This is a genomic window from Leptospira broomii serovar Hurstbridge str. 5399, from assembly GCF_000243715.2.
GTDB lineage: Bacteria > Spirochaetota > Leptospiria > Leptospirales > Leptospiraceae > Leptospira_B > Leptospira_B broomii.
The window spans coordinates 235,001-256,998 of sequence record NZ_AHMO02000008.1 but is presented as its reverse complement, the minus strand read 5'-3'; the positions used below and the strand labels follow the sequence as shown (position 1 = coordinate 256,998).

24 protein-coding genes and 1 other RNA gene (1 of these 25 cut by a window edge) are annotated in these 21,998 nt (G+C 43.2%); 18 read left to right on the top strand and 7 right to left on the bottom strand.

Going from position 1 to position 21,998, the window contains the following annotated elements; genetic code table 11:
- Nucleotides 1-397 precede the first annotated feature (397 nt).
- Nucleotides 398-1,975 carry an LA_0442/LA_0875 N-terminal domain-containing protein gene (locus tag LEP1GSC050_RS06595; RefSeq protein WP_010570455.1) on the top strand — a complete coding sequence of 526 codons (1,578 nt, stop codon included), beginning with the start codon at nucleotides 398-400 and terminating at the stop codon, nucleotides 1,973-1,975.
- A gap of 97 nt (nucleotides 1,976-2,072) precedes the next feature.
- On the opposite strand, the gene LEP1GSC050_RS06590 is transcribed toward LEP1GSC050_RS06595, so the two are convergent.
- On the bottom strand, nucleotides 2,073-3,110 hold the full coding sequence (locus LEP1GSC050_RS06590; RefSeq protein ID WP_010570454.1) for a hypothetical protein: 1,038 nt from the start codon (nucleotides 3,108-3,110) through the stop codon (nucleotides 2,073-2,075).
- A gap of 141 nt (nucleotides 3,111-3,251) precedes the next feature.
- Between LEP1GSC050_RS06590 and LEP1GSC050_RS06585 the strand changes: the two genes are divergently transcribed.
- Genes LEP1GSC050_RS06585 through LEP1GSC050_RS06570 form a run of 4 tightly spaced genes read left to right on the top strand, consistent with a single transcriptional unit; the run spans nucleotide 3,252 to nucleotide 6,277 of the window.
- Nucleotides 3,252-3,662 (top strand): hypothetical protein, encoded by a 411-nt coding sequence (locus LEP1GSC050_RS06585; RefSeq protein ID WP_010570453.1) that lies wholly within the window; start codon nucleotides 3,252-3,254, stop codon nucleotides 3,660-3,662.
- Nucleotides 3,646-5,019 (top strand): PP2C family protein-serine/threonine phosphatase, encoded by a 1,374-nt coding sequence (locus LEP1GSC050_RS06580; RefSeq protein ID WP_010570452.1) that lies wholly within the window; start codon nucleotides 3,646-3,648, stop codon nucleotides 5,017-5,019. Before LEP1GSC050_RS06585 ends, LEP1GSC050_RS06580 begins: the two co-directional genes overlap by 17 nt.
- A gap of 11 nt (nucleotides 5,020-5,030) precedes the next feature.
- The gene (locus tag LEP1GSC050_RS06575; RefSeq protein WP_010570451.1) at nucleotides 5,031-5,804 is read left to right on the top strand and encodes an enoyl-CoA hydratase/isomerase family protein; all 774 of its coding nucleotides are present in this window, start codon (nucleotides 5,031-5,033) and stop codon (nucleotides 5,802-5,804) included.
- Between the two features lie 14 nt (nucleotides 5,805-5,818).
- Nucleotides 5,819-6,277 (top strand): DUF192 domain-containing protein, encoded by a 459-nt coding sequence (locus LEP1GSC050_RS06570; RefSeq protein WP_010570450.1) that lies wholly within the window; start codon nucleotides 5,819-5,821, stop codon nucleotides 6,275-6,277.
- 76 nt (nucleotides 6,278-6,353) lie between these two features.
- On the opposite strand, the gene LEP1GSC050_RS06565 is transcribed toward LEP1GSC050_RS06570, so the two are convergent.
- Nucleotides 6,354-6,956, bottom strand: coding sequence for a DUF3332 family protein (locus LEP1GSC050_RS06565; protein ID WP_010570449.1), 603 nt, complete (start codon nucleotides 6,954-6,956; stop codon nucleotides 6,354-6,356).
- 266 nt (nucleotides 6,957-7,222) lie between these two features.
- Here LEP1GSC050_RS06565 and LEP1GSC050_RS06560 point away from each other — a divergent pair, with 266 nt between their 5' ends.
- The 4 genes from LEP1GSC050_RS06560 (at nucleotide 7,223) to LEP1GSC050_RS06545 (ending at nucleotide 10,388) form a co-directional block, all read left to right on the top strand.
- Nucleotides 7,223-8,683 (top strand): MBOAT family O-acyltransferase, encoded by a 1,461-nt coding sequence (locus LEP1GSC050_RS06560; protein ID WP_010570448.1) that lies wholly within the window; start codon nucleotides 7,223-7,225, stop codon nucleotides 8,681-8,683.
- A 55-nt stretch (nucleotides 8,684-8,738) separates the two neighbouring features.
- The gene (locus tag LEP1GSC050_RS06555; protein WP_010570447.1) at nucleotides 8,739-9,092 is read left to right on the top strand and encodes a PilZ domain-containing protein; all 354 of its coding nucleotides are present in this window, start codon (nucleotides 8,739-8,741) and stop codon (nucleotides 9,090-9,092) included.
- A 108-nt stretch (nucleotides 9,093-9,200) separates the two neighbouring features.
- Nucleotides 9,201-9,803 carry an RNA polymerase sigma factor gene (locus LEP1GSC050_RS06550; protein ID WP_010570446.1) on the top strand — a complete coding sequence of 201 codons (603 nt, stop codon included), beginning with the start codon at nucleotides 9,201-9,203 and terminating at the stop codon, nucleotides 9,801-9,803.
- A gap of 6 nt (nucleotides 9,804-9,809) precedes the next feature.
- On the top strand, nucleotides 9,810-10,388 hold the full coding sequence (locus LEP1GSC050_RS06545) for an LIMLP_12425 family protein (protein ID WP_010570445.1): 579 nt from the start codon (nucleotides 9,810-9,812) through the stop codon (nucleotides 10,386-10,388).
- A gap of 82 nt (nucleotides 10,389-10,470) precedes the next feature.
- On the opposite strand, the gene LEP1GSC050_RS06540 is transcribed toward LEP1GSC050_RS06545, so the two are convergent.
- From LEP1GSC050_RS06540 to LEP1GSC050_RS06530, 3 genes are all read right to left on the bottom strand, one after another.
- The gene (locus LEP1GSC050_RS06540) at nucleotides 10,471-11,409 is read right to left on the bottom strand and encodes a hypothetical protein (protein ID WP_010570444.1); all 939 of its coding nucleotides are present in this window, start codon (nucleotides 11,407-11,409) and stop codon (nucleotides 10,471-10,473) included.
- Entirely contained in the window at nucleotides 11,409-11,696 is a 288-nt protein-coding gene (hpf, locus tag LEP1GSC050_RS06535; protein ID WP_010570443.1) for a ribosome hibernation-promoting factor, HPF/YfiA family, read from the bottom strand. Before hpf ends, LEP1GSC050_RS06540 begins: the two co-directional genes overlap by 1 nt.
- Nucleotides 11,697-11,924: 228 nt before the next feature.
- Nucleotides 11,925-12,401: a tetratricopeptide repeat protein gene (locus LEP1GSC050_RS06530; RefSeq protein WP_010570442.1), complete on the bottom strand. Its 477-nt coding sequence runs from the start codon at nucleotides 12,399-12,401 to the stop codon at nucleotides 11,925-11,927.
- 320 nt (nucleotides 12,402-12,721) lie between these two features.
- Between LEP1GSC050_RS06530 and rnpB the strand changes: the two genes are divergently transcribed.
- From rnpB to LEP1GSC050_RS06510, 4 genes are all read left to right on the top strand, one after another.
- Nucleotides 12,722-13,146: RNase P RNA component class A (gene rnpB / locus LEP1GSC050_RS20430), an RNA gene on the top strand.
- Between the two features lie 172 nt (nucleotides 13,147-13,318).
- The gene (locus LEP1GSC050_RS06520) at nucleotides 13,319-13,744 is read left to right on the top strand and encodes an acyl-CoA thioesterase (protein ID WP_010570440.1); all 426 of its coding nucleotides are present in this window, start codon (nucleotides 13,319-13,321) and stop codon (nucleotides 13,742-13,744) included.
- Nucleotides 13,704-15,029: a PP2C family protein-serine/threonine phosphatase gene (locus tag LEP1GSC050_RS06515; RefSeq protein WP_010570439.1), complete on the top strand. Its 1,326-nt coding sequence runs from the start codon at nucleotides 13,704-13,706 to the stop codon at nucleotides 15,027-15,029. The genes LEP1GSC050_RS06520 and LEP1GSC050_RS06515 overlap by 41 nt, the downstream gene beginning before the upstream one ends.
- Before the next feature lie 73 nt (nucleotides 15,030-15,102).
- Nucleotides 15,103-16,554 carry an acyl-CoA--6-aminopenicillanic acid acyltransferase gene (locus LEP1GSC050_RS06510; RefSeq protein WP_010570438.1) on the top strand — a complete coding sequence of 484 codons (1,452 nt, stop codon included), beginning with the start codon at nucleotides 15,103-15,105 and terminating at the stop codon, nucleotides 16,552-16,554.
- Here LEP1GSC050_RS06510 and LEP1GSC050_RS06505 read toward each other — a convergent pair.
- Nucleotides 16,514-17,227 carry a TerC family protein gene (locus LEP1GSC050_RS06505; protein ID WP_010570437.1) on the bottom strand — a complete coding sequence of 238 codons (714 nt, stop codon included), beginning with the start codon at nucleotides 17,225-17,227 and terminating at the stop codon, nucleotides 16,514-16,516. The genes LEP1GSC050_RS06510 and LEP1GSC050_RS06505 overlap by 41 nt on opposite strands.
- Nucleotides 17,228-17,308: 81 nt before the next feature.
- Between LEP1GSC050_RS06505 and LEP1GSC050_RS06500 the strand changes: the two genes are divergently transcribed.
- Complete coding sequence (locus tag LEP1GSC050_RS06500; protein WP_010570436.1) at nucleotides 17,309-17,872, top strand: SelL-related redox protein; 564 nt, start codon at nucleotides 17,309-17,311, stop codon at nucleotides 17,870-17,872.
- 169 nt (nucleotides 17,873-18,041) lie between these two features.
- On the top strand, nucleotides 18,042-18,872 hold the full coding sequence (locus LEP1GSC050_RS06495; RefSeq protein WP_010570435.1) for a hypothetical protein: 831 nt from the start codon (nucleotides 18,042-18,044) through the stop codon (nucleotides 18,870-18,872).
- A 7-nt stretch (nucleotides 18,873-18,879) separates the two neighbouring features.
- Here LEP1GSC050_RS06495 and LEP1GSC050_RS06490 read toward each other — a convergent pair whose 3' ends face one another.
- Entirely contained in the window at nucleotides 18,880-19,881 is a 1,002-nt protein-coding gene (locus LEP1GSC050_RS06490) for a patatin-like phospholipase family protein (protein WP_010570434.1), read from the bottom strand.
- A 226-nt stretch (nucleotides 19,882-20,107) separates the two neighbouring features.
- On the opposite strand from LEP1GSC050_RS06490, the gene LEP1GSC050_RS06480 reads away from it, so the two are divergent.
- From LEP1GSC050_RS06480 to LEP1GSC050_RS06470, 3 genes are all read left to right on the top strand, one after another.
- Nucleotides 20,108-20,503, top strand: a complete 396-nt coding sequence (locus tag LEP1GSC050_RS06480) for a hypothetical protein (RefSeq protein ID WP_010570433.1) — start codon at nucleotides 20,108-20,110, stop codon at nucleotides 20,501-20,503.
- A gap of 114 nt (nucleotides 20,504-20,617) precedes the next feature.
- Nucleotides 20,618-21,034, top strand: a complete 417-nt coding sequence (speD, locus tag LEP1GSC050_RS06475) for an adenosylmethionine decarboxylase (protein WP_010570432.1) — start codon at nucleotides 20,618-20,620, stop codon at nucleotides 21,032-21,034.
- Nucleotides 21,035-21,059: 25 nt separating this feature from the next.
- On the top strand, nucleotides 21,060-21,998 hold the 5' portion of the coding sequence (locus tag LEP1GSC050_RS06470; RefSeq protein WP_010570431.1) for a fused MFS/spermidine synthase. Its footprint extends 12 nt past the window's final position; 939 of the gene's 951 nt are visible here — the first part of the coding sequence; it begins with the start codon at nucleotides 21,060-21,062; its stop codon lies beyond the right edge, outside the window.

Here is a 21,998-nt window from a genome sequence, read left to right as displayed (position 1 = left end):
TTTTCACTAACTAAACCGAACAAAGACAACCTTGAAAATCAAAAAAACCGTTTCAAACCGGAAAGATGCCGAGACGATTAGAGCGTGTAGGCAAAAAGCTTTCGATCGGTTGCGAAAGTGAAGGAATCGATTCGGAACCTTGAGTGAATATGCGATTTACCCGAAGTCGACAAACCGTTCCGGACTCGATAATCGGCCGACTTCATACGATGATTATCCGACAGAATTGTTACTTTTTGCAATACTTCTTAAAATTAAATTTCCGAAAATCGAGATGTTTATAGACTCGGCCTCCCGGTTGAAACCCTTTCCATCGATGATTTTCTTGAATTGTCCGATTAATCGAAACAACTCGGGGGTTGAGATTGCCCGCTCGATGTTTTAGGAGTAATCGATTATGTTCCATACTCTGATCAAGAGCGTTCGTAGCTCCGGTATCATAATACGGTTTGTCCTGATTTATTTTATCTTTCTTTTCTCTCTGGATGCTTCTGACTTTGTTCGCTTAAAAAACGGTTCTGTTATCCGGGGAAAAATAGCGTATGAGGACGATGAAAAAATCCTAATCGCTGAAAACGAGGATTTTATCCGCTATGTAGATAAGAATTTAGTGGCGGAAATAAATTACGAGAAGGGGCGACCTTCGTCTCGATTCGAAAAAAAATCGAGTGCCGATTCTGTTTCAGAAGACGCGTCCGACGTTCCGGTCGGCCCTGTCGAGGTCAGACCTCCGATGTACGGCCCTAGTCCATCGCAGCGTTCAGGAGCCCGAACACCGGACACTTCTATCGAAGTAATTCACGAAATTGTAACGGACTTTATTTGGAGAGGACTGAGCTTTTCCGGAGAGGATTATAATCGCAGAAACAACGAAAGCTATCGGGCTTTCAATTTCGTTCCATCCTATCAACCCACTGTAACGTTTAACACTCCTTTGAAAGGATTTCAAGTTCAGTTCTGGGGAAATTTTCAGTTAACCGAACGTAATGACAAAGATAGCGACGGAAGATTGCAGTTATATCCCGGCGGACCCGGTCCGGCTTATCCAGGGCAAGGTTCAGCGGGTTCTCTAAGTCCGTTTTCTGCGCCTTCTCCGGATTCGCTTAACACCCAATGCGTTTATGATACTCAAACTAATATCATTAACGGTCACCCCCAGACAGGTTCCACATGCGGCGGTCAAATTCCAGGTTTTAAGAAGGAACAAAACGGAATGAAACGATCGGACGGTCTATTCTATGCCTTTTACTATAATTTCGATAAGACGAATTGGGGTACGTTCACTGCAGGAATATGGTTTTATAATACGTTTAACAAAAGCACTTCCTATATATCTCCTCCCTTGGGGGCAAATAATTCGCTTGCGGCTCAAGGAGTTCCGGGGACAAACAACACATCCACTCAGATCACAAGATTGGCATGGCAGGAATACTTCTTTTTCTGGAAATTACCCTTCTTTCAATGGGCCAATCCTACTATTTCCTTCTACACTCAATTTTCCGCGGAAAACGCAGGTTTGATGGCGGGAAAAAATTATCTGTCTCTGACAGTAGGGCACGAATTCTTTCGGGACAAATTCTTTCGAATCCTTCCTCAAGTGAATATAGGATATGCGATGAGTAATAATATCGTGGATAACAGGAACGGAGTTCAGGACGTTACTTCCACCTTGACTTTCTTTTTCGGAAAATTCTTCTTTAAGGCCGCGAATGTTTGGCGACCGAATTTGTATCTATACGATACGGATAACTATTTCGGGGCTACGGGTGGCTATGTAAATAGGAATAATCGGGACGGAAAAATTGTGGATCCGTCCAAAGTAAACGGTCCTGCAAACCAGATCGTGTTGGACTATATAAACGGCAATTCGGCTCTTTCCGATCCCACGCGTCAGGTTTTAAGGGAATCATATATGCTGCAAAAAATTCCCGCCTATCTATTTTGGTTCAGTATCGGGTTTTCCCAAAATTTCTAATAAATATATTAAATAAAAATACTATACTTAATTGCGTTAGAGGCGTGTTTATCCCACGGACGGGGGCGATTTCGATCCATAATTAAATAAGAGAAATTTAAGGATCGGAGCGGTTTATAATATTCTCAATTATTCCTCTTTGTTTTTCCAGAGAGTCTTTTTCGATTCCGTTCCTCGTTTTATAGATCGGTTTTCCTTTATCGTATAGAACCAGTTCCCAGGGACGTTTTTGCATAATTACATGAACATATGAAACGAATGATTCCGCAAAGAAATCGTCGGCATTCGTGGCGGAATATAAGGTCGGAAAAGGAGTCTTTTCTAAAATAGGATAGATGTTATTCCAGTTTTCCCGTAATGGAAGTGACGAGGAGTAGAATTTTATCCGAGGTCTGAGACTAAACTCCGAACCGTCGTAAACCGATTTTTTTTCGGATTTCCAAATCCCTTGATAGAACGGAAGATTCTCGAATCTCCTAGTTTTTCCCCTGAAATCGGGACCGACTCCCGAGGCGACGGAAAGTATATGTCCGAATTCGTGCAGAAGAATGTATCTTAGTGCGTTGACTTTGGTATTGGAATTTTCCTCCTCGATTTTGATTTTGATCTCGGTATTGTCCGGCTTAAAGGCGGAGCTTTCCTTATAGCTGATCCAATCATTGGCATTTTTATTTAAAATCTGAGAGTCTAAGATCACGAACCCGCCAATCGCATGTCCATTCCGATAAACGAAACCGCTAACGGCGCTGCCTCCCAAATTTTCGCAAACGTATATTCGAAATAGGAATTCGGTTAACAATTTGTTAATCGACTTTGGGAGTTCCGCTTTTACCGATCTGACTTCCTTCGCAACGATCCTCCAGGATGCCGAAGGAGAAGGAACCTCGTCGAACCCGTCGATTCGATTTAAGGAGGTGACAAAACTCTTGGCTTCGACGTCCAAAGGAAAAACCCTAAATTCCCAGGACGTAGCCTCATCCTTATAAAATCCGCTCTTGGTCAGAGGGCTATTATTAAAGAGATCCATGTACGGGTTGACTTCTTCCGATTCATGTTTGCAAGCGGAGCTAAAAACCACCGAAGCAAGCAAGACTAAGAATCGACACACTTCTACCGCATGTTTTATCGAACTCATTGTAATACCGAATCTCGGATTATGTAAACTTTAGTTAGATAGGAAAGTATTTTTCTTTGCACTGCAAAAAATGAAAGATATCTTTCTCGGGTTTAAGGTTTGCAATCAATCGACCGAATGCGAGATTTGTGCCTATTCGTTATGAAGTTCGGAGCTGTTTCGTATTCTTCCAGAATCTTTGTAGATCGCTGGCCATGGCCGGGGGCATTTTTATTGGCCGGTCTGTTAGTTTCGAACTCTTCGCAATTTGCGGACGTTACGAATCCCTGGAATCTTCCGATCACGGAAAGGATTTTGAATCGCAAACATATTTCACATATCATACTCGAAACAAGACCGGGAGGATATAGGGTTACGCTTTTAATAAACGAAAGATTTCCTTATAACTATAAGTCCAAATCCGGTCCGTTTTTTGTTCGGGTCAGAGATGCTAAGGCCGGTTTAGAATTGGCTGAAAAGTTGGATAAATATTTGGACCGAGGTTATAACCTACGAGTTCATTTGAACGGCTTCGAGATCATTGAATACGAACTTGATGAATCTATTAAATAGTAAAACCGGCGGTATTTTAAATCCTTGGAGTTTCTTAGAAAGGGAATTCGATTATAAAGAAATCGGTGCGTGGAGAGATCTGATACGGATCGATCAGTCGTTTATCCGAATCGCTTTCCTTACGCATTTTCTCGTATATTTTCTGTTGCTCATCCCGGACGTTCGCCAATCCCATAGAGGTGTCATCTATTTCGGAATCATATTAAGTTTAAATCTACTTAGTTTCGTTCTCTCTTTTCAGAGACGGTATCTATCGGCAATCATCCATGGAACTAATTTTTCGATAATATTCCTCGTGATGCTGATATTAAACGAATCGTTTTATATTTTTCAAGACCTACACAGCCTTCAGTTATATAATAATTATTTTCTATTAGTAGGATTTCTAGTCCTATTTCAGATGTTTAGACTTAGGGCGGAAGGCTGTTTGATTACCGGGGCATATTCGATCGTGCTTCATCTCGGTTTCGTATATGTGAAAGTTAAAGGGATGAATTTGAGTCTTGCGCCTTTGGTGCTGTTGATCCCCGACGCCGTTTATATCATCCTTAGCATAATCGGAACCGCTATAGTGATTATTGTAAGGAGGCTCGTGAGGATATCCTCGGAACTAGATTCGGATTACCGGTTTCTACAACACGAACTTCAGATCGCGAGAAAAGTGCAGGAAACGCTGTTTCCCGAAGAAATCAGTATTAAAGGTTTCAGATACGAAGTGTATCGATCCACCCCCAACGAGGTCGGCGGCGATTTCTACGATTTCGTGCAATTACGGGAGGGAAATACCGGCGTTTTTTTGACCGATATCGCGGGCCATGGAATCGCATCCGCTCTTGTGGCTTCGTTTATTAAAATCATGGTCGCAACGATGCCGTATCGATTGAAGCTTCACCCGGTCCGCCTTTTGGAATACATAGACGATACGTTACTGCGGCAGTTCAAGTCTCATCACGCTTCCGGCGTTTACATTTTCTTCGATTTTATCTCAAAGGAGATTCACTTTGCAAACGGAGGACATCCTTATCTAATTCATTCTCAAAACGGTAGTGAATTTAGGGAAATCGAGACTACAGGCAGTATTTTGGGTTTCGGAATAAAGCGACCTATTGCGGAACTAGTAAGTTTGCCGATTCGTTCGGGAGAACGTCTTTTTCTGTACACCGACGGGTTGATCGAGAATCGAAATAAGGATGGAAAACAGCTTGGTACGGAAGGGCTTTTGGAAATATTGAATAGTAATAGAGTCGCCGAGAATCTAAAAGCCTTCAAGGAATCAATTCAATCGGATCTCGCTAAATTTTTCGGCGATGTTGAATTCGAAGACGATACTCTTTTTTTGATAATAGAAATGGAATAGGATCAAACGCTATGAGCGAAATTTTAATTAATGTGATGAAAGAAGGCGAAGTAACTGTTTTAGAAATAAATCGACCTTCCGCGCTAAACGCTTTGAATGAAGAATTGCTAATTCAAATTAAGGAGTCGTTCCAGGCTCTGGAAAAGGATGGAACGACGAGGGTCGCGATTATTACCGGCCAAGGAAAAGCCTTCGTAGCGGGAGCCGACATTGCAAAAATGCGGGAGCTTGAGGCAAAAGCTGCAGAAAGTTTTTCGAGAATCGGGCAGGAAGCATTCGACGTGATTCAGAACAGCGGAATCGTTTCCATCGCAGCAGTGAACGGTTTTGCGTTGGGTGGCGGATTGGAATTGGCCTTAGCCTGTGATATCCGCGTAGGAGCGGAAAAGGCCAAGCTGGGTCTTCCCGAAGTATCCCTAGGATTGATTCCTGGATTCGGCGGGACGCAAAGACTTGCACGTTTGATCGGTTACGGTCGAGCAATCGAACTTGTCCTTACCGGAGATATGATTTCCGCCGAAGAGGCATATAGAATCGGATTACTTAACAAATTTGTAAAGGACGGCGATGACCTGATGTCTGTTGCGAAGCAAATCGCTCAGTCCCTTTTGAAAAAAGGTCCTCTTGCGGTTAAGACGGCCAAAAAAATCGTTAGAGAAGGATTGGATAGTCCTTTATCCAAAGGCATGGAAGCGGAATGCAAAGCCTTCGGTGGCTTGTTTGCAGGAAAAGAATCTAAAGAAGGAATGGGAGCGTTTTTGGAGAAACGGCAACCTAACTTCTAAGGTTTGGGTGTTAAATGAAGCCGACCGTATTCGCCATTATTTCTCTTCTACTTCTTTTTCCGGCCGCGGGTTGGGGGGAATATCAATCTCCCATTTATCTAGAAAAGACAACCATTTATGTGAACGAACATCCCTTGGTGGTCGAGATCGCGAATACTGAGCCTTCGAGACAAAGAGGTTTGATGTTCAGAAAGAAACTTCCCGATAATGAAGGAATGCTTTTTATTTTTCCTTCCGAAGATTATCTGACCTTTTGGATGAAGAATACTTTGATTCCGTTAAGCATCGGTTATTTTAATAAGGATAAAAGAATGGTGGATACCTATGAGATGGAACCGAATCAAACGAAGGTTCTATATCATTCGTCCGAGAAAGTATTGTACGCCTTGGAAGCGAACAAAGGATGGTTTGCAAAGAAAGGGCTTGGGCGATTTGCGGTACTTAAAATAGAACCCCGCTTTATCGGTAAGTAAGTTAGCCGAAATTTGCTAAAAGAATTTAAACGAAAAAGGATTCTCGATCGAGAATCCTTTTTAAGCGAAGTCGAAATTAAAGCGCTTCGACGACTTGGGATTGTAAATCGGCCAAAGTCTTAGCTTCGATTACTTTGGACGATTTTAGCTTTCCTTGTTCCACTAGTTTAAGGATTACTTGTGATCCGATCGTTTCTGAAGTCACTTCCACTTCCAATAGCTGATCACCCTGCGCTTTGTAGAATTTACCCGGCTGGCTTCTCAATGCGGTTAAAGTTTCGGATTTACCCTCTTTTTGTGCAGTCAGATCCAAACGAGATCCGAATCCAGTAAATGTGAGAGTAATTTGCGTCCCGTCTTGCTGGTATGTTTTGACGAATTTTCCTTCTTTGTCGTATTCGTTTAGGCCGACGGGATTGCTACCGCTCCAGAATTCGATCAGATTAAATAGGATTACGTCTACGAAGATTCCTATGCCGTACAGAATCGCGAAGGGAAAATACAATAGTAAAGTTTTTACAAACTTATTAAAGAATCCGCTTCCTATATTAATTCCATCATGCGCGCTATAGAATTTATGAGTTACGGCAAACCTACCGAAACAATTTGCAAGGGAACCAAGTGAGACCATCACAACTACGAGTAGCAGGAGGGTTTTCTTAAAGATTTTTTTTACCATGTCGAATTGGACTCCGTTTCCTGGAATTTATTAGCAGAGTTCTCTTTGAAAGTAAAAATCTTGCAAGATAATTCCAATCGCATATAGGACCTACATTGAAATTTATTCCGTTTCGCTTTCTCGCGCATTCAAATCGGTACTCGCGGAGGCTCGAGAATCCCTTGACCGTCTTACGGCTTCGGTATTTCTGGATCTACGGTTGGTCTTACCGGCCAGTACGAAGCTCGATTTGAAATCGGGGTTTTGACTTAAAAGGAGCACGGATTTTGCTTTTTCCCACGCTCGAATTTTTCCTCTTTTTTTCCTTCGTATTCTTAGTTCACTGGTATATTCTCCCGTTCCTATTTCCGAATCATCATATTCGTAAATTCTTCGTCCACGTATTTCTTTTAATCACAAGCTATGCGTTCTACATGAGCTGGGATTGGAGATTCGGCGGACTGATCCTACTTTCCACGGTGATCGATTTCGTTCTCGCGGATAAGATTCACGAATCCAAGGACCCAGCGTTCCGCAAATCGATGATCACCTTGAGTTTAGTGTTGAACCTGGTGTTCATTCTAGGTTTTTTTAAATATTACAATTTTCTATGCGGAAGTTTGAATGACCTTTTGCTTGTGCTCGGCTTTCCCGGAATCTTTCCGATTCTGAAAATCGTTTTGCCTGTCGGCGTTTCGTTTTATACATTTCAATCCTTGAGTTATACGATCGACGTATATCGAGGCACGATCCCGTCTGAAAAAAGCTTTTTAAGATTCGCGTTATTCGTATCCTTTTTTCCTCAGTTGGTGGCAGGGCCGATCGTTACGGCTAAAACCTTCCTACCTCAATTGGAGACTGAAAAAAAGTTAGAGTCTATTCAGTTTAGAAAGGCTATCCGCTATTTCTTTTTAGGATATTTTAAGAAGGTAATTCTTTCGGATAATGTGTCTCCGATTGGTGATCTGATCTTTAAGAATCCGGAGTCGTATTCCACGGAAGCACTTTGGCTTGCTGCCTTCCTCTTTTGGGTTCAGGTTTATTGCGATTTCAGCGGTTATACGGATATGGCTTACAGCTGTGCCTTACTGCTCGGATATGAATTGCCGGAAAACTTTCGAATGCCTTATCTCTCTCGGAGCGTGACCGAACATTGGAGGAGATGGCATATCACTCTGTCCAGTTGGCTTCGAGATTACGTATACATATCTATGGGCGGAAGCAGGGCAGGGGCTTTTCGTCATCGATTTAATATTTGGTTTACGATGTTTGTCGCCGGGTTTTGGCACGGGGCCAACTGGACCTTTGTCCTTTGGGGATCCATCCAAGGCGGTTTCTTACTGATCGAGTCGTTATTAAAGGATTTGAAATCCCGAGTATTTCCGAATTTATCGCTTCATCCTGCTTGGGATAATGCGTTTATTCCGATCCGAATTGTTTATACGAGCTTGGTTGCCATAACATTCGGGGTCATCTTCCGGTCGGAAACTCTGAGTAAGGCGTTTACGATGATATCCGGAATGTATTCCTATAGGATCGGCGAACTTCGGCCGTATATGTTCAAGTTCGGAATACCCGCCATCTTATGCGTGATTGTCGGACATTATCTAGGTTGGCTAATATTCGAAAAAGAGAAGAGGATTCGAATTCCGGTATGGTTGGAATTTTCGCTGTACCCATTCGGCGCCGTGCTCTTTGCCTTATTAAGCCCGGATGCAGAGGTACCTTTTATCTACTTCCAGTTTTAAGCGAGTAAAACGCTGGACAGATGATTACTTTGGCCGTATTTTGATTTCCTAATTCATGAATGACCCGGGTCAAAAGCCGAGAAGTCCGCGATTTTATCCGAAAGACTTCAATGAATATATTGTTCATGTGGAATCCGGATTGATCACCCTAGAGGGTAAGCTGGGAAATATTTCCGAATCCGGAATATGCATTCTTATGCCTGGTGAAGACTTACCGACGACCGTTGCCATCGAAGGATCCGTGATCGAAAGGAAGACCGGGAAACGACTCGAATTTTTAGGTGATGTAGTTTGGTGTATCAGTAAACAGATAGGGACAAAGGAGAAATTCTTATACGGAATTCGATTCAGATTTCCTATGGAACTTACCGAATCTTTAATCTTAATCAACCTCTCCTTGGAAGGCTAAAAAATCCAGTTTCATTCTCCCATTTCGCTTTGATTTGCCGCGCTCGTTCAAGGTTATTTTTATTGCAAGACCGGAGGGAAAAGGTTTCGATGTCGGGAAAGGATTCTCATGGTCGAAAAGGAAACTCCCCATCGCAAGCTCACCGTCCGAGAAAAAGAAATCCAACTTCTAAAACTCATTCGGGAAGGAGACGACAAGGCGTACATCGAGCTAACCGGACCGTATCGAGAACGTCTGTATCGGAAGGCCGTTTCGATGGTCAAAGACGGGGACGATGCGGAAGACATTGTTCAGGATGCCTTAATTTCAGGATATCGTTCCATAAAAAATTTTCGGGCCGAATCCGGAGTTTACACTTGGCTGTATAGGATCGTCGTAAATAAGTCCAAGGACTTGCTCGCAAAAAGAAAGAGAGCTCGAGAAAACTCCATGGATGATTCCGAGTTTCAAGTCACTGACAACCGATTGGGCTTCGAAAAAAAAATAGAACTTTCGGACGAGTCTGACTATCTAATTAGAAAGATAAACGAGCTCGAAGATATATATAAAGAAGTGATCGAGCTCCGGTATTTCGAGGAAATGTCCTATTCGCAAATTGCGGAAGTCCTTGGTTGTAATATCGGAACGGTTAAGAGTCGTCTATTTAAGGCAAAAGAATTCCTCAAGCACCTGATCCAACAAGATGGAAAAGGTGAGGGTTATTTCAGGTAGAAGGGTATGGAAAAAGAAATTCAAAGTATACGCGTCAGGACGCGTTCCACGCGCATATTGTCCGGTATTTTTGGAAACGAAGATGAGGAATTGATTCGCTTAGAAAATTCCCTTGTAAGGGCAGTATCCGAACTTAGGGATAAGGAATTGAATCAGATTCGGTTACCGGATAACTTTGAAATTCGTCTCCAAAACATGCTGAAGGAAGTCAAAGTAGACGAAGAAAGCCTTTGGGATAAAATCACTCGCAACCTGATTTGGAACCGTTCTTTCCAGTATTCTTTAACTGCCAGTTTAGCCGTTTTGGTTCTTGCCGTTGCAGTGGGCCGATTCTCTTCCCCTTCCAATACTCTCTCCGCAGAAAGATCGGGAACCCTCTCCTTGGGTAGCGATCGAGAATTTATAGATTTACCATCCTCGGCCAAAATCGGCCAAAATGAGAGTTCTCCACGCTTATTGGAAGTCTCTAAAAATCCGGAAAGTCGTAAGATTCTAGAATCTCTTCATTTGTATTTTATCGAAAAAGGCGATTCTCGGACTGCGGAAGAAATTCGGGCGATCATGGAATTTACCGCCGTAAAATAATATTTGCAAGTTTCTCTTTGAACTTACGAATCAAGAAAAGGCCAGAGGAAACTTTGGCTTTTTTATTGCGGATTCGGAGACTTTATCTAGTTCTTCCGAGGCGTTTCTGGTAAAAATTAGGATCCAAAGAGTCCAAAATGCGTTTAGCTTCCTGAGCGGTCTCAGCATAGTAAACGGAGGCGCGAGAATCCAGCAGGGCACAACATAGCTGGATCATTCTACATTTAATTTTTAGTTCGTAGCTCCCTTTTCGAAGCGCAAGGGAATCCTTTAGACGATTCAATTCCGAACGATATTGTTCGATCTCCTTTTCTCCCAGTTTTCGAATTTCTCGAAAAATTCCGGTTTCAAGACAGAATACCGGTATAGCTTCCTTTAGGTCGTTTTTGTCCGAAAAATCATCGTTCAATGTTTCGATCGCTCGCACGATAGGCTCGGCTTTTACGCAATCCAACCGGACCGCGCTGGGATCTTTTAAAAAAGCTTCTCTATACAAAAGTAAGCCCTGGGATTCGTTTCCGGATAAGTAAGTACACTCGGCGCGAAAGAAAAGTAGTTCGGGGGAAAATCGTTCCAGTCCGGAGGAGTCGCGTAGGACTTCCGAAGCAAGTTCCGTTTCTCCGGCTAATAATAAACGATATGCTAATTCCGAAATCGTGGATGCGGGTAAAGATTGGATTCCTTCTTTGCGTAGTGCGATTCTTAACTGGTCCGTCGATTCTTTCAGGACGGAATCTTTCGCGGATAGGTATGGCAGGGATTTAGGGAGAGCTTTTTTTTCGTATATGATTTCGAATTCTTTCAGGAATTCTAATAGAAGGGCTGCACGATCTCGACCTTCCCTGGAATGGTGGATCCGATCAATTCGATGATCCCAATAAGATGATACATAGAATCCTGCCGTGAAATCGGGATTCTCCGGATCCGATTCTAGGAGGAGGTCGAACGCCTTTCGGGCATGGTCGAATTCTCCCTCTGATAAATGTCTAATTGCTTCTTCGTATTTCCTGTCGGAATCCATCAATGAGCGGCTTTTTTGTCGTGGTGCTTACTTGCCTGTTTTACGATTTTATCTTCAAGCCCGTCGATGCAAGCGTATATGTCCTTGTCTTCTTTATGGGCATTGAATTTATTTCCGTCTGCCGCTAAGTTTAAATTGGCGTTTATAACGCCGTGGATTTGTTCGAACGATATTTCTAATGAGACGACTTTTTGGACATACTTTGCTATCCGGTCCAGCTTCTTGTTTGCATAGTCCTCTGCCGCTGCAGAACGATCCAAATTCTTCCAAGTAAAAACGATTTTCATAATAGTATTCCTCCGTGGTCTTGCAAACTTCCAAACGCATTAAAAAGAATCCCTTCGAGTCGGGATCGGTTTGGGAGTGGGTTTATCTGGACAGGAAAACGGGGAGGATTCTGCCTCACCCGGAAAACTCGGAGTAAAAGTATGGGACAAAAGCCCCTCGTCAAATCAAAAAAAGCGCCCGCCCCGGAAGGGGCGGACCAGGGAAGTTAGAACTAGAGATGGGATGATTTAATCTTTGGAAGTAGCTAGTTCCTTGTTCAACGTTAGGCTTGGCTGTTTAAAAGCCAGGCTACACGCCTCCTGGTATTTTTTAAGGCCCTCTTCTTCTGCTTGGAGGGCGGAATCTAGGTCTCCCATTTTCTGGTAGATTTGGATTACTTCTTTAATATTCTCCAAGGCTTGGCAAGAACGACCCAAGCGGAATTCTGAGATTGACTTCAGATAGAGAACTAAGGCAAATCCTTGGCTTTCGGTATCCCCGATTTTTGTCCGAACAGCTAAAGATTGGTTGTAAAAAGCGATTGCTGATTCATAGTCACGAGTCTTCTGTCTTAGGCTTCCCAGGGCAGTTAGCTTGTTTGCAAGCTGAATATCTGACTCGGGAGCATAGTTTTTGAGCGAAGCCTCGACCGTTGTGGTCTCGGGATCTGCGTAAAGAGCAGTGGAGATGCTTAAAACCAGGGCAATTTTAATAAATTTGTTCATCTTTTTATCTCCTTTTCCGAGGGTTCACTGTTATTAGTGCAATTCCTGTGCCATTGTCTGGTTGTGATTTAGAAAAAAAGTAAGTTCGTTCTAAAAATCCTCGCACTCTTTCTGGATTGGTTGTTAATTTTCCTTTGAGAAGGAACTGAGACGCTTTCATAACTAAGGAAAGCGTAGCACGTCCGTAGAATTGCGCAATTGGCAAGGCCGTTAGGGATCAGGGTCGGCCAATTAAGAAAGCGTTAAAAATCGGGTAAATTCGCCGAAACTGAACGGGAAACGGTTCGCTGTCTAAGGGGCATCCTGGAGAATCGATTTTAGGGGCCTGCCGGATGATCGCGCTTCTCTTACTCACGGAATGGCAATTTGCCTTCCCAGGGTAGAGTGTGAGGAAAGTCCGGACACCATGGAATCGCGGGACCGGGTAATCCCCGGAATTCTTCTCTTTCGAAAGAAGAGAAGGGTATGGAAAGTGCAGCAGAGAATAGACCGCCTCGAATTCGTTTGAGGTAAGGGTGAAACGGCGGGGTAAGAGCCCACCGCCATTCTTGTGAAAGAATGGGCAAGGTAAACCCTCCCCGGTGCAATCCCGAATAGGCGACCGTCAGTTGCGGATTCCGCAAGGTCGTGGGTAGGGAGCAAAGAGTTTGATCGGTAACTTTCGAACCAAGATAAATGATCATCGTCGGAAAGCTTCGAGAGAGGCCTTTCGATACAGAATCCGGCTTACAGGCAGGCCCCTTTTATTTTTCTTATAAAGCAAACGTATATCGAAGATTTAAATAATACTAAAATACGTTCGTATTCATTCTATCGCGACATCATGGTAAGATTTTAATTTCAAACCGTATTTAACTCTTCTAATTCAGGAATTATTCACTTTTCCCTAAAGTGGAATCTAAGTTTTCTGGTCTTATATGCCTAAACCCGAAAAATATCCGTATAGCTTATTTCAAAAAGTGGCCTGGGGGGATATGGATGCCTTCGGACATGTAAATAACGTGGTTTATGCGAAGTATTTTGAAACTGCAAGAGCCTCTTTTTTCGAAGAAAGGAAGCTTTGGGAATCTCCTCAGAAACCGAACGAAGGAGGTCCGGTAATAACCCATATCGAGATGGATTATCGCAAGCAGGTTCGTTTTCCCGAAACGATTGAAATCACGATAAAAGTGGAATCCGCGGGGAATCGCTCCTTTTCTATGCTCTGTACGATGTGGAATGCTCAAGGGGAATGCGTCTTGACGGGTCATGCGGATTTTCTATGGTTTAACTTCTTAACCGGCAGGCCTACAGCGATTCCTGATGTCTACAAGGAGCATTTTTTTCAACAAGCGGGAGGATGAACTCGCGTTAAGCGGTTTAAAGGGATTTCTATATCAAGAATCCCTTTCTAGATTTCGTTTCGCACTTTCTTTATTCGCCTTTTTTGCGGGCTTCGGATTGCTGTTCGGCGATCCTTCACAAAACGGATTGCAGGATCCTCGCTGGATTAGAATCCTTCATGTCTCACTGATCGTACTTTCCTTTTTTTGCAGCTACTGGATGCGTACGTTTCGAAATATCAGCGAATATATTTTGCTGTTTCACTTCGGACTGATGAGTATCCATTCCTACTACCTTTTATATTCGAACGGCCTCTATCTAGGCTATCTATTCGGAATGATTTTAGTGAGTCTAAGCGCCGGGGTTTCGTTTAATAACAGAAAGTTACTCATTCCGTATCTATTAGTTTTTCTTTCCGTAGCCATTTTTGTGGGGATCAATTGCATTAATCCGCGGATCGAAGTCGGAATGTATTATTTCGGAATCGTTTCCTCTTCCATATTGGCCGTTCTTATATTAGGATTTCGACTCAAGACATTCGATACGCTGGTGCAAGCCGACGCTCAATTGGAAAAATTCCAGGCGAATATAGAGGAGGAACTCCAACTTGCGCAATCGACTCAGAAGAGTTTGGTGGACCTGGAATTTCCTGAAACGGGCGCCTTTAGGATTCACTCGTATTTTCGACCCTTGGTAAGTGTGGGCGGGGATTTGATAAAATCGGAAGCGGGTTCTGACGGAAAATTGAATTTCTTTTTTGCGGACGCGGCAGGGCACGGGATTTCCGCGGCGATGGTTTCGGCTATGGCGGTCATGGCGTTCAAGATGACCGCTCCCCAAACGGATTCGCCGGCAAAGGCATTATCCTTAATTCACGAATCTCTAATGACCATGATAGGCGGTTTTTTTATCACTGCGGTGTATCTGAGATTGGATCCGAAAACGAAAGAGCTAGTTTACGCTTACGCGGGACATCATCCTGCAGTTTTGATCGAAGATGACGGAAACGTCTCTCAGTTGGAAGGTCGGGGAACGGTTTTGCTGGCCTTACCCCAGCTCCGAAATAGAGATTATAGTAGAATCTTAAAGTCGGGAGATCGCATTCTCCTGTTTTCGGACGGCTTATTCGAATTCTTCGGAGAGGGAAGGGAATTTTTCGGCTACGACGCGTTTGTTTCTTTAGTCAAAAAGAATTCCGCGTTGCGAGGGAAGCAATTATTAAGCGAGTTAGGCGAGGATATCGCTTCTCTTCATCGGTCCGCTATGCTGGACGATATGACAATGCTTCTAATCGAAGTTGTTTAGATTGATAAATCATCGGGAACTTATAATTAAAAACCGCTTGCCCTAACCCCGAAACCGAGTAAGATTCCGGCCTATGTGTGATACATTCGTCGCCACTCCGGATATTACCGCTTCAGGGAAAATGATTTTTGGAAAGAATTCGGATAGGGAACCGAATGAGGCGCAATGTCTGGTTCGCTTTCCGGCTAGAAAGCATTCTTCACAAACTGCCAGAATCACGTATCGTGATATTCCTCAAGTCAAAGAGACCTATGAAATCCTGGTTTCTAAACCGTTTCATATGTGGGGCGCCGAAATGGGCGCGAATTCAAAAGGAGTAGTCATCGGTAACGAAGCCGTTTTTACGAAAATCCGGATAGAAGGAAAGAATAACGGTCTTACCGGAATGGACATGATTCGCGTCGCACTCGAGCGATGCCAGAATTCTGCGGAAGCTCTCGAATTAATCGTCGATCTTGTCGAAAGGTTCGGCCAAGACGCCTGCGGCGGATACTTAAATAAGAAATTCTTTTATCATAATAGTTTTATTATCGCCGACGCTAAAGACGCATATGTTCTGGAAACGGCGGGACGTTTTTGGGCGTGGAAGAAAATAAGAGGGTTCTATTCGATTTCGAACGGATTAACATTGGAATCCGATTACGACGATCTACATCCGGACGCGATCGATTACGCACGTAGTCAAGGTTGGCTTGCAAAAGGTGCGACTTTTTCTTTTAGGGAATCTTTTTCGGATTCCTTTTATACTACATTCAGTAAATGTAAAGTAAGAAGAGATGTAACGATGCGAGAGGGAAATTCCGCCGGCGAGAAAATGAATATTCCCAAAGCGATGGAAATTCTGCGATTAGAGGGTCAAGGAGGCCCAAAATCGAAGGTGGGAGGAGGGCCTGGCGGTTTTCCGCCCAGGGATTCCGGATTTTCCCCCGCAAGCTCGGGGATGGGTTCCGTATGCCTGCATGCGACGGGGTTTATTACTCCGAATCAAACGAACGGATCTTTTGTCGCGGAAATCGATATCGACTCCAAACGGTCCCAGTTTTGGGCGACAGGCACTTCCATTCCGGCGATTTCCATTTTTCTCCCTTTCTCAGTTCCGGGAATGGCCGCATCAGAAGGCATGATCGTTCAACCCGGGGCTAGTCCTGATACTTCGCTTTGGTGGAGTCACGAAACACTGTACAGACTTTGTCTCAGAAATTATTCCGACGCTATTTCCGTTTTCGGCGCGGAATTAAAAGACGTGCAAGAATCCCTTTTGAAAAAAAGCCAGATCATTCTCTCTAAAAAAGGGAAGGGCGTATCGTTGGATACTTTATCCGAAGAAGCGATTGCCGAAGCGGTACGATCCTATCAAAAATGGAGAATGCAAGTAGCCGAGTTGGCCGTTAAGGGAAGGCTTTTCACACGCCCGTGGCTCGCTCCACTTTATAGAGCTAGCTGGTTTTTATGGAACAGAAAAGCTAGAATTACGGATTCTGTACTTATAGGGAAGGATCTACCTTTCGAACCCGCATATTTATGAATTCCACCAAAAGAGAGAAGGCCATTGCGAAGTAGATATAGCCCTTGGGGATATGAAAATGAAGTCCGTCGGCAAATAGCATGACCCCTACCATTATCAGAAATGATAAGGCCAAAATTTTCATGGTAGGATGATTATTTATAAAATCGCTAACCGATCCCGAAAAAATCAACATGATAACTAATGAAAGTATTACTGCGATTACCATTATATAAAATTCTCCGGACAGACCGACTGCGGTGATAATGGAATCGACCGAAAAGATGATATCTAGTACTATTATCTGTGTTACCACGCTCGCGAAAGAGGCTTTTTTCGTTTCGGACCGGGAACTTTTTTCTCCTAGTTCGATCTTATGGTGGATCTCGCCTGTGCTTTTGGCGATTAAGAAAAGGCCTCCAGATAACATGATTAAATCTCTTCCGGAGACGCTAAAGTTGGAGATGACAATCAATTCGTTCGTAAGATTTGCCAGCCAACTAACTGTGAATAATAGAACGATTCTTAAACCGAGCGCGGCTATCAATCCGATGCTCCGTCCCTGCGTCTGTCGATTTTTCGGGAGTTTGCCGACGATGATGGATAAGAAGACGATATTGTCGATTCCTAGGACGACTTCCATAGCAGTGAGAGAAAATAAAGCTATAAGGGAGTCTAATATTTGTAATTCCATTCGGAGAAGAAAATTGTATAGAAACCTAGAAAAGCAATCGATTTCCGACGGCGCGGAAAGGACTGATTTTGGGCGTGCAAAATGAAATTCCTGCCGAAAGAGTTTTTATCTCATCCAGTGGAAGGTAGACGGTTGATCGGAACCGTGTTGGGAGAAAATCTTCCGGCGAAACCCGTCTTATTAATCTTCCTACGTCATCTAGGTTGTATTTTCTGTAGGGAAACCGTTGCGGATCTGAGATTAATGGCGGAATCGATACCCGCTTTTCCTCCCATTCTGTTTATTTATCCCGATACGGCCCGGGATGGAGAAGAATTCTTTCAACGATTTTGGCCCGAAGCGAGTGCTATCGGAGATCCGAAAACGATTCTCTTTCGATTGGCCGATCTTCAAGACGGTGGATTTCTTGAGTTAGCTGGACCTGAGGTTTGGGTTAGCGCGTTGCGCGCTATTACGAAAGGAAATTTTTACGGAGTGCAGGGGCCTCACTTACTTCAAATGCCCGGCGCCTTCCTGGTTTTAAAGGATCGGATTCTTTGGAAACATACGTATCGTCATATAGGAGATCACCCTGATTGGACGAAATTGCCCGGCTGTACTCCGATTCCTTCGGAAGATTTCGATCCTGGAATTCTTCCAGCATAAGATTCTTTATTTAGAAAACCGATTCTCCATCCGCCGACATGTTCCGGCGGTCTTTTCTCTAAGAAAAAAATCAAAAAATTACGCCTTAGCTAACGAATAAGCGGATAACGTGTATTTTCTTCGTAGTTGAATTGCTGGATAAAAATCTTCGGTTCCATTGAATGAGTTCATGCTGAATCGAGATCAAAAATTAAATTTATCAGTTCAAGAATATTTTAAGACGGGCAGAAAGGATGCGTTTCTGAAAGAAGCCTGGGTATGGGTTAGAGAAATATGCATCGGTCGATTTCAATTGGACGAGGATGTAAGTTCGGAAGTGACTTTACATCTGATTCAAAATGCGGACCGATGCTTGGAGATTTTCCGAACAGGAAACTATAGAAACTTTCCGGCCTACCTGACCGTTTTTATTAAGAACTTAATTCTAAATCAAAGGAAAAAGGAAATTTCAAAAGAAAGAAGGGAAAAGTTGATCATCATATCGGAAGAGCGAGGGTATGATGAAAGCGCCAGCTTCGAGAGAAAGATCGTTTTAGAGGAAGAAAATATCGGCGTCCTGGTCCGGAAAACTTTGTCGGAACTTTCTCCTTTAGCTTGCTTGATAGTTAAAATGAAGCATAAGATTCGATTGAACTTGCGGGATATCCGTTTATTACGCTCCAGGCTGAAATTGATCGATATGCAATTCAGGACGTACCTTGCCGAGGACGAAGAGGAAGTAAGAACTCATAGGCTGAGAAGGAAAGCGATTTCGGATCAATTATTGGTGCTCTTTGGACGAATCCACTCCGTTGATCGAGGCGCAGTAAATAAATGGAGGCAAAGAAAGAGAGATTGGCTCCGTAAAATGGATCGTATCAATGAAGAAAAAAGTTTTCGTCGAATTAGCGTCTATTTAAGTTTTAGCGAACATAGCGTTCGCAGAATTTATTACGATGCTATTCGAACGATTCGAGAACGTAGCCACTGGAAGGAGATCGGATTTTCCAAGGTCGCTTAACGACGGATTAAGGATCCGGTTTAACGGTCGGTATCCAAAGTTTCTGAAAAATTTTGGATTTGTTCCGCAAGGACGAAAGTTCAGCGAGCAGATTTGTAACGGCTCGATGGCCGGCTTCCATACCTCGGGTAACGGAGCGATTTAATAATCTCGCACTCGTACTTACCATACTTAACTCGGAAATCTTAGGGGAGATGACTCTGATCTTGATTCCTTTCGGCGGCGATTGCATGATTTTTAGGGCGCGATTGTACATCGTATGGTGGACTTTAGTTATCATATGGTAGAGTTTTTTATCCGACGGATAAGACAACCATCCTTGGATATTAGGAATCGGATCCGAAAGATCCTCTTTCGGAGAGTTCAGTACGACAGTTATATCTTTATAGCCTGCCTCGATTACTTTTTCCAACGGAATCGGATCGGAAATACCTCCGTCTCCAAAGTATTCTTCCTCCAGTCTCCATTTTCCTCGAGTGGCAATGGGTAAAGAGGTGGCTGCTTTCAATAAATGTAATACATTCGAAGTCGTAGCTCGAACGTACTCGGCTCTTATTTTAGCTAAATTGGTTACTACCACGTAAAAAGGAGTCGTTTCCTTTTTTTCCAGGTATTCCGAAGGAAGACGATATTTGGCGCCGAATAAATAATCGATTAGATACTCTTGGTCTAGAATTGTTTTTCCTTTAAACGGATTGAGTAGGTTAATGAGTTTATTTCCTACTAATTCTTTTCTCCAAATATCCAAAATTCGGATACTTTCTTCTGGGCCAGCCTCATAGCCGGTCGTATAATACGCCGCAGCACAGGATCCCGACGATACTCCTACGATTAAATCGAAGAATGTAGAAGGCACATATTGATTTAGGGCGTATAAAGCCCCTCCGGCGAAGGATCCTTTCATACCTCCGCCCGCAACGACTAGGGCTCTAGATTGTTTTTTTGCATGAGGAAGGGCGTTTGAACTTGGGGATTTATCAAATTCTCCGGGAGAAAAATAAGAACTCATTGGATTCTAGGATTTGTAAAAGGGGAGGTTTCGCAAGCAGGATGTAGATCGTTCTGTTCAAAACTTGTATCGATTTTTCGGCGTTTTCCGATCTTTTTTGCAACCTAAATTGCCAATTTTCTTGCCCATAAGTGATACAAATGGCATAATTACTGCGCAAAAAGTGAGAATTTACTCTTTTTAGAATTGACTTAGGAATTCTTACTAACAATCGTCTAAGGAGCGTATGCAATTTGCCGTCGTAAATACTAGGGAACGGATCGGAGGAAGATTCAAGATTTTCCAAAGTGCGATCTTGAGCGTCCTATTGTATTCCCTCGGGATGGACGCTGTGATAGATACGATCGATATCTGGAACGGCGATTGGTCTGGTATTAGTCGAGAGGTTTTGATTCTCAAGAACCAAAGACATAATATTTACGAGCGAGAAGGCTTGTATACCGGGTCCTATTTCGAGTCCCAAACCAGAGAAGAATCGGGTGAGGAGTCTCTTCCCCTACTCGGTTTTCGATTAATCCGGTCCAATTCCAACAGCTTTTTTATTGATATCTCGGGAGGACTAACGGTCTTCCCCCTTCTACTCTATTTTTTTCTCTCACTCCCGCCTCCTACAATACTCTAATTTATATAGATCAGTTTTGAATTTGGGAAAAAATATCCCAGATTCGGCGGATGGAAGAGAGGGTGTGCCACGCCTTGCTGCTTCCTTGTTAGAAAAAGAGGAAATATTATTTTTATGTCAATTATTCATACTAAAGATCTGGTAAAGCCAATTGAAAACGGTACAATGGAACTAGAAAAGGAACTCGGATACGAATTTTACGGAAGGCATTTAATGACCGATTTTGTCGGATGCCAAATCGATTTGGACGATGCCGAGCAAATTGCAAAGGATATGGAAGAAGCGATCGTTTCGATCGGAGCTACGATCCTGAATAAGGTAGAACATCGGTTTGATCCGCACGGAGTAACGATTCTATTCTTGCTTTCGGAATCGCATGCAAGTATTCACACCTATCCCGAGTTCAATTCTTGCTTTTTGGATATATTCACTTGCGGTAAAACGATCGACGTTATCCCTTTCGGAGCTTACCTGCAAAATTTATGGAAACCTACTAAGGTAATCAATCGTTATGAGGAGCGATCTGCTTAAGACACAGACGCTAAAGGAAAGTAAAATGGATTCGACTACAAAGTCGTGGTTTACCGAGCAGGTAGACTATCGAGAGATGCATCAGTTCTTAAAAGAGAAGAACTCAACTAGCTTCCGGACGGAGTTCCAGCAAGTTGAGCTACACAATCTTACTGCTTTTGGAAGAACAATGGTGCTAGATGGCGCAGTACAATCTGCCGAGGCTGACGAGCATTTGTTTCACGAATGCTTGGTTCAGCCGGCAATGTTAGCCCATCCTGAACCTAAGAAAGTTTTAATTTTGGGAGGCGGAGAAGGCGCTACCCTTCGGGAAGTTCTTAAGCACCCGAGCGTAGAATTGGCCGTTATGGTAGATATCGACGGACAATTCGTAGACTTTTGCAAAGATAAACTGCCGGATTGGAATTCAGAAGCTTTTTCAGATTCTCGTACGAAATTACTGCATATGGACGGTCGTAAGTATCTGGAAGATACAAACGAAACCTTCGATGTCATCATCACGGATATTACTGATATTCTTTTAGATGGACCTGCGATCCGCTTATACACTCAGGAATTTTATGCTCTATGTGCCCGGAAATTAAATAAGAACGGATATCTGGCACTTCAAGCGCTGGAACTATCTCCGTCGGTCTGGGAGCAGCACGCTACGCTACGGAGAACAATTCGTAAATCTTTTACTTCTGTAGAAAGTTACAGTATCTACGTTCCGTCATTCACTTCAACTTGGGGATTTATCATCGCTTCCAACTCAGGAAGTCCGATTCTTTCAAACGAAGTTTTGACCGAGAAATTGGAAACACGAAAATTATCCTCGAAACTCTTTGCGTTCGACGAAATTACTTATAAGGGAATTTTTTCTTTATCAAAGGATCTGCGTAAATATCTGACCCTGGATGGTTCAATCTTAGAAGACGGGCAGCCGTTAAAATTCTTCCCAAGGGACAAAGAATTCAGAAAGGGG